The sequence below is a fragment of the Sunxiuqinia sp. genome, from assembly GCF_055140945.1.
The window spans coordinates 39439-46134 of sequence record NZ_JBSQYS010000039.1; the positions used below are offsets into that span (position 1 = coordinate 39439).

The window sequence follows — 6696 nt, forward strand, 5'->3', positions numbered from 1 at the left end:
ACTTTAGCTTTCGTCAGCTGAATAACAAAATCTTTTCAAAAGTTACAATAAAAATATTTAGAATAAAAGCTATATTTTCAGTAATCCTATTCCACTAAGAAACACAATGGCAATCGCAATGGGCGCAATAAACTTCACGAGAAAGATAAAGCCAGAAAGCATTAATTGAGAAATACTTCCACCATTTTCAATCTCAGTTCGTATCTTTTTACGTCCAAATTTCCAGCCGATAAACAGTGAAATAAAAAGACCACCCAATGGTAAAAGTAAGTTTGCCGAAATCCAATCCAACAGGTCGAAAAAGTTCAGATCGTAAAATGTATAATCTTTGAAAATCCCCATCGACAAAGAGCAAATTACCCCCAACAACGCAATAAGTGCTGTGGCAAAAATCGTTGCAATCTTTCTTTTCAATTTCAGTTCTTCGTGAAAATAAGCGACAACAACTTCTAAAATAGAAATTGATGACGTTAAGGCAGCAACCGTCAATAATAAAAAGAAAAGGATTGCAAAAATGTAGCCACCCGGCATTTGCTGAAAAACATTGGGAAGAGTTATAAATACAAGTCCCGGCCCGCTGCTGGGTTCGATACCAAAAGCAAACACCGCAGGGAAAATAGCCACTCCTGCTAAAATAGCAATCAAGGTATCGGCTATCGTAACTTTAATCGCAGTATTGAGTAGATTATTCTTCTTGTCGATATAAGATCCGTAGGTGATTAGGGTTCCCATCCCTAAACTGAGCGAAAAGAATGCATGTCCTAATGCACTTAAAACCCCTTCCCCCGTTAATTTTGAGAAGTCTGGATGAAACAAAAAGCGAAGCCCCTCTCCTGCTCCCGGTAAAGTGACTGCCCGAATATTTAAAACGATGATAATCACCACTAAAACAGGCATCATTACTTTCACATTGCGTTCGATCCCATCTTTAATCCCGAGCATCACAATAGCGCCAGTTAGCACCATAAAGAGAAGTTGATACAAAACAGGCTGTACCGGAGATTCAATGAAGCTCGTAAACATAACAGCCAATTGATCCGGACTTTGATCTGCAAACCCATTTGAAAGCGCTGTGACGATATAATCAACACTCCAGCCGGCAACCACCCCATAAAATGCCAGAATCATGAAAGCAGCCCCAACACCTAATATTCCAACATATTGCCAAAGAGATTTTGGAGCCAGCTTTTTGAAGGCACCGAATGCATTGCGATGTGACTTACGTCCAATGATGAACTCGGAAAGCATGACCGGCAAGCCAATTGCCAAAATAAACCCGAGATAAACAAACAAAAAGGCTGCTCCACCATAAACTCCGGTTATGTAAGGAAATTTCCAAATATTACCCAGGCCTACAGCCGAACCTGCTGCTGCTGCTATTACTCCAAATGAACTCGAAAACTCTGCCCGACCTTTTTTCGACTGCTTTGACATAAACGATAAATAAAATGGAAGTATGTGTTTACTAATCTGATTAGCGGTAAAAATGCAAAATATTTCCTTTCACACAAAAAAAACAAGTGTATTGGCAATGGAAATTAATGATATAAAAAAAGGCCCTTCAAAAATGAAGGGCCTTTATAACTATCTGGTAGAAATTAGTTTCTTCCAATGCAGTTCAAATCTTCGAAAGCACTTTTCAATCGTGCAATCTCTGCTTCTTCGCCTTTACGAAGCCATACACGTGGATCGTAATACTTTTTGTTTGGCTTTTCTTCCCCTTCAGGATTACCAATTTGAGCTTGCAAGTATGGACGATTAGCGGCTTCGAATTCACGAACGCCATCCCAATATGCCCACTGCGTATCAGTATCGATATTCATTTTGATTACACCGTATGAAATAGCTTCACGGATTTCGGCATTTGATGAACCAGATCCACCGTGGAAAACAAAATTCACAGGTTTTTCGCCCAAGCCTAATTTCTCAGAAATGTATTTTTGAGAAGCATCCAAAATAGCTGGTTTCAAAACAACATTACCAGGTTTGTAAACACCATGTACATTACCAAATGAAGCAGCAATAGTGAAATTAGGTGAAACTTCGCTCAACTGCTCGTAAGCATAACAAACTTCTTCGGGCTGCGTGTAAAGCAATGCGTTATCAACATCAGAGTTATCAACTCCATCCTCTTCACCACCAGTAATACCTAGTTCAATTTCCAGGGTCATACCGATTTTGCTCATCCTTTTCAAATACTCTTTACAGATTGCGATATTTTCTTCAAGAGGCTCTTCTGAAAGATCAAGCATGTGAGAAGAAAATAAAGGTTTACCTGTTTCAGCAAAATGCTTTTCACCGGCATCTAACAACCCATCAATCCAAGGAAGTAATTTTTTTGCAGCGTGGTCTGTGTGTAAAACAACTTTTACACCATAGGCTTCGGCCAACAGGTGAATTGCTTTAGCTCCGGCAACAGCTCCGGCAATTGGTGCTGCTTGTCCTTCTAATTTTAAACCTTTACCGGCAAAAAATTGTGCGCCACCATTCGAGAATTGAATAATTACTGGAGAGTCAACAACCTTAGCAGATTCTAATACGGCACTAATCGTACTTGACGTAGTTACATTAACTGCAGGCATTGCAAATTGCTTTTCTTTTGCAACTTTAAATAAATATTGCAAGTCGTCTCCGGTTACTACACCTGGCTTGATGTTATCAAAAAGTTTTTCGCTCATAGCTATTATTTTATTAAAAAATTAAACGGGATAATTTCAATTTGAAATCTTAATTATTTGATCGGCTGCAAATTTAAGAATAAAAAAACAAAAAACGGAGCAGCTATATTAATTGCAGGTTAAAACGGATAGCCAATGGCGAAGGTCAGGTTAAAATGCTCAGAAGAGATTGGATAATTCCCAATAATGGAACGTTTACCTGCTTGCAATGAAGGATCGCGAAGCTTCATTCCCAAGTCTAACCTGAAAATGAAATAAGTAAAGTCGAACCGAAGTCCCATTCCTGTTCCAACGGCAATTTGCTTATAAAAACTATCAAAATAGAACTGAGCCCCGGGGCGGTTGTCCTTTTTATTGATGGCCCAAATATTTCCGGCATCCAGAAAGAACGCACCTTCAATTCGCCAAACAAAACGATAACGATATTCCAGATTGGCTTCCAGTTTAATATCTCCCGACTGGTTCGGATAAGCATCGCTCGGTGCATCGTAGGTTCCCGGGCCCAACGAACGAACCTGCCAAGCCCTAATACCGTTGGCTCCACCCGAAAAATACTTTTTCTCAAAAGGCAACACGTCAAAATTGCCGTAAGGCATAGCAACTCCTATAAATGCACGTCCAACAACGGTATTGTAATCATCAATCATGTGCCCATACCGATACTCAAAATCACCTTTCAGATATTGAGCGTATCTCACTCCCAGCATTTCGTGATAGCTTCTTTCCACACCAAAAATGGTATCTACTGAAGTTTCTTTGGTGCGATTTAATAAATTCGAATAAGCAGAAAGCATATTACCGGCAGATTCAAACGACCATTTCATGTAGCTATAATCAGACCTTCGTTTCAGGTTTTGATTGTTGTTGACCTGCGTGTAGTTTAATGCGAAAATCAAGTGGTCGGTAAAACTACTTTTGATGTATAAATCCCTAATCGAATTAATGAAGTCGTCGTTGAATTCGTATAAGTTTACAAAGTTGAAATCAAGAACATTCAGAAAATGCGACCGAACGGGCGACGATTTCCAGTTGTAGCCATATTTCAAATTAGTAATGGTTCGTGTATAGTCAGGCCGCCGTTGGTAATTAAACCCCAGGCTAAAAATTGTTTGAGGAACCTGATAGCTAAACAAGCGACCGCGTTTAAGCGGATTTAAGAACTTCGGGAGTGTTAACGATCCTTCCAAACCAAATTCCCGGGTGTTAAAGTCCAGGTTTCCATCATCGCCAAAGCGTTGTTGTCTCTCAACCGCACCCTTTAAATTTAGGTTAAATATCTCGGCACCCCGAAATAAATTCCGGTGTTGGTAATTCAAATTTCCGGCTACTCCTAAATTTCCCGACGAGTTCGTACCTTCCAAGTCAACCGAAAAACCTTGCCGGGGTAGTGCAGTTAACTGAAAATTACTTTTCAATATGCCGACGGTATCATTCACAAGCGTATCAACCTCTTCGAAGCTAAGATTCACAACCCGAAACTGCCGAAGCTGAACCAACGAGCGATAGGTTTTTTCCACGTTAGACAGCGAGTAGTAAGGATCATCCTCAATTCGATTGATATTGTAAAAAAGCTCGGGCTTGTGCTTCAGTTTATCGTGATATAAAAAAGTATAAGGTGGGTCAAGCAAGGTATCCTGATCGGTTGTTTCTTTTGAGCCGCCCAATGGCACCGGCACAAAGTCAGGAGTAATCGAATACGATTCGACCCGGTATTTTTTGTGTGGTTGAATCGAGTCGACCTCATCCTCCAGATCGTTGTCGGCAACTTCAATAAGCAGATCTACCAACTTAGGGTTTCCTGTCAAACTCGTATCAGCCAGGTAAGTAATATAATTTTCTGAAAAATAGTAATAGCCGAAGTTCTTTAAGTGATTGGCAATGCGGGTCCGTTCGTTGTTCAACACATCAACATCAAAAATATTCCCGCCGCCAATCAGCTGATCTGTCGTATCCCTTAAAATCAGGGACTCAATATTTTTATCCTGAATTTGATAGGTATAGTTTCGAATCCGGTAAGGAATTCCCGGTTCAATGTGATAGGTAACGTTAACCTTTTGCTTTTTCTCTTTGTAACGAACGCTCGAGCTAACTTCAGCATCGTAATACCCTTTATTCTTTAAGTAAAGCTTGAGCTGCTCTTTCGAACGCTCCATCATAAACTCGTCGTAAATTACCGGAGCTTCACCAATTCGCTTAAACCACCCGTCCTCTTTCTTTTCAGATGATAAATTATACAAGCCGAGGTGAAATTTTAGGAAGCCCAAAATTTTGAGGTTTTCCTTTTGACGAATCTGAGTCCGCAATTCTTCTTTATTGATTGACCGATTGTCAATTTCAACATCGGTATCATTCAGTAAATACTTGTCGTCGGGAACAAATTTAGTGGAAGAACAAGAGAAGAAAGAGACCGTTATCAACAGTTCAATCAAAAATAAAAACAATTTTTCCTTTCTCATTTTTTCCATCTAAGTAGTGCGAATAATTTAGTGTCATGTTTCGAGTCTTTAACAATTTGTGATAGAAGCGAAACCGAAAATATCAAATAGGTCCGTGACCTTAACGCAGTTTACACAAAAATAAACACTATCGAACGCAAACAAATCGATTAGGCTTTTTATTTTTACAAAAATGTTTGCCAATCGCGATGCTAAGTAAAAATAAAATAAAATTCATCCACTCGCTCAATCGAAAAAAAACGAGAGAAAACGAAAAGTTATTTTTGGTTGAAGGAAATAAATTGGTTCTGGAAGCAATTAGTTCCAAACTACCTCTAAAACTATTGGTTGCTACTCCCGATTTTTATGAGCTGACCGAGCTTGACTGCAACTTAGCGGAGGAAGTCATTGAATGCTCAGCAGAGGAACTTAAGAAGGCCAGCATGCTCCAAACTCCTCAGCAGGCAATGGCTGTCGTGCACATGCCAAACAATGTCTTGCGTATAAACCAACTTACCAACCAGCTTTCTATTGCTCTCGACTTTATTCAGGATCCGGGTAACCTGGGAACCATTATTCGAATGGCCGATTGGTTTGGGATTGAACACCTCCTCTGTTCAACAGATACGGTAGACTGCTACAACCCAAAGGTCATTCAGGCAAGCATGGGCGCTATTTTACGGGTAAACGTTCATTATATTGATTTGGAAGAATGGCTTGAAAAAGCGAACCAAGTTCAACTGCCTGTTTATGGCACTTTCCTGGAAGGTGAAAACATCTACCAATCAAGTCTTTCAAACAAAGGTATTTTAGTTATGGGAAATGAAGGAAATGGAATTTCACCTGCGATTACCAGAAAGATTGAACACAAAATTCACATCCCTTCGTTTGCTACAAATGGTGATGGCTCCGAGTCGTTAAATGTAGCTACGGCTACGGCAATTTGTTGTTCGGAATTTAAACGACGAAGTTATTGATTGACCAAGAATTCTTTCAAGCAATTTGATTTTTCAGGAATTGATCAAATTGATTCGTAAAAGTTCGGTCACCGTCTGCCAGTTTTATTGTCCTTCTGTCAAGACTCCTTTTCCTGAACTTGCTTCCGGATCTTTCAAAGAATTGCTCCAATATTGTCCGGGGAAGATTGCTTCGGTCGTTTCTCTATCGCAATGACGTTTTTCACTTGCGTCATTGCGAACAAAGTGAAGCAATCATTCAGCTGATTACTGCTATCTCACCCTCTTGGCTCTTGGTTCTTTATTCTTGGATCTAAAGTCTACTATCTAACGTCTTGTTCTCATTGCATGTGTTGGGGCGTTGCCCCAAGCCCCAGTTCCTTTTTGTTTTGTCCTTCCGGACGGGATTTCATTTCTTTTCCTTAGATGAAAAGAAACGAAACAAAGAAAAATCAAGTCAAACCGAACCCTCGGCCGGGCGTTTTGACGGCCATCGCTTTTTCGCCTATTGGCGAAGTGGGGGAACCACTACTGAATACTGTAACTGTACACTGCGACTTTCCTTCCCTTGTTTTCTAGTTCAAAACCTTCGTAGGCCGAGCTTTTCGCCTGTTGGCGAAGCAGGGG

4 protein-coding genes are annotated in these 6696 nt (G+C 40.2%); 1 reads left to right on the top strand and 3 read right to left on the bottom strand.

The features are described 5' to 3' along the window. Positions 1-69: 69 nt before the first annotated feature. The 3 genes from ACTB00_RS15980 to tamL form a co-directional block, all read right to left on the bottom strand. Positions 70-1434 carry a sodium-dependent transporter gene (locus tag ACTB00_RS15980; RefSeq protein ID WP_463300912.1) on the bottom strand — a complete coding sequence of 455 codons (1365 nt, stop codon included), beginning with the start codon at positions 1432-1434 and terminating at the stop codon, positions 70-72. 164 nt (positions 1435-1598) lie between these two features. Next, complete coding sequence (gene fbaA, locus ACTB00_RS15985) at positions 1599-2678, bottom strand: class II fructose-bisphosphate aldolase (protein ID WP_159523131.1); 1080 nt, start codon at positions 2676-2678, stop codon at positions 1599-1601. Positions 2679-2797: 119 nt separating this feature from the next. Further along, positions 2798-5134: a translocation and assembly module lipoprotein TamL gene (gene tamL / locus ACTB00_RS15990; protein ID WP_463300913.1), complete on the bottom strand. Its 2337-nt coding sequence runs from the start codon at positions 5132-5134 to the stop codon at positions 2798-2800. Positions 5135-5322: 188 nt separating this feature from the next. Between tamL and ACTB00_RS15995 the strand changes: the two genes are divergently transcribed. Beyond that, positions 5323-6090, top strand: coding sequence for a TrmH family RNA methyltransferase (locus tag ACTB00_RS15995; protein ID WP_463300914.1), 768 nt, complete (start codon positions 5323-5325; stop codon positions 6088-6090). The last annotated feature ends 606 nt before the right edge of the window (positions 6091-6696 follow it).

Bases quoted from the DNA above. Each gene is read 5' to 3' on its own strand.
- ACTB00_RS15980 (WP_463300912.1), bottom strand. From the start codon at position 1,434: ATGTCAAAGCAGTCGAAAAAAGGTCGGGCAGAGTTTTCGAGTTCATTT.
- fbaA (WP_159523131.1), bottom strand. From the start codon at position 2,678: ATGAGCGAAAAACTTTTTGATAACATCAAGCCAGGTGTAGTAACCGGA.
- tamL (WP_463300913.1), bottom strand. From the start codon at position 5,134: ATGAGAAAGGAAAAATTGTTTTTATTTTTGATTGAACTGTTGATAACG.
- ACTB00_RS15995 (WP_463300914.1), top strand. From the start codon at position 5,323: ATGCTAAGTAAAAATAAAATAAAATTCATCCACTCGCTCAATCGAAAA.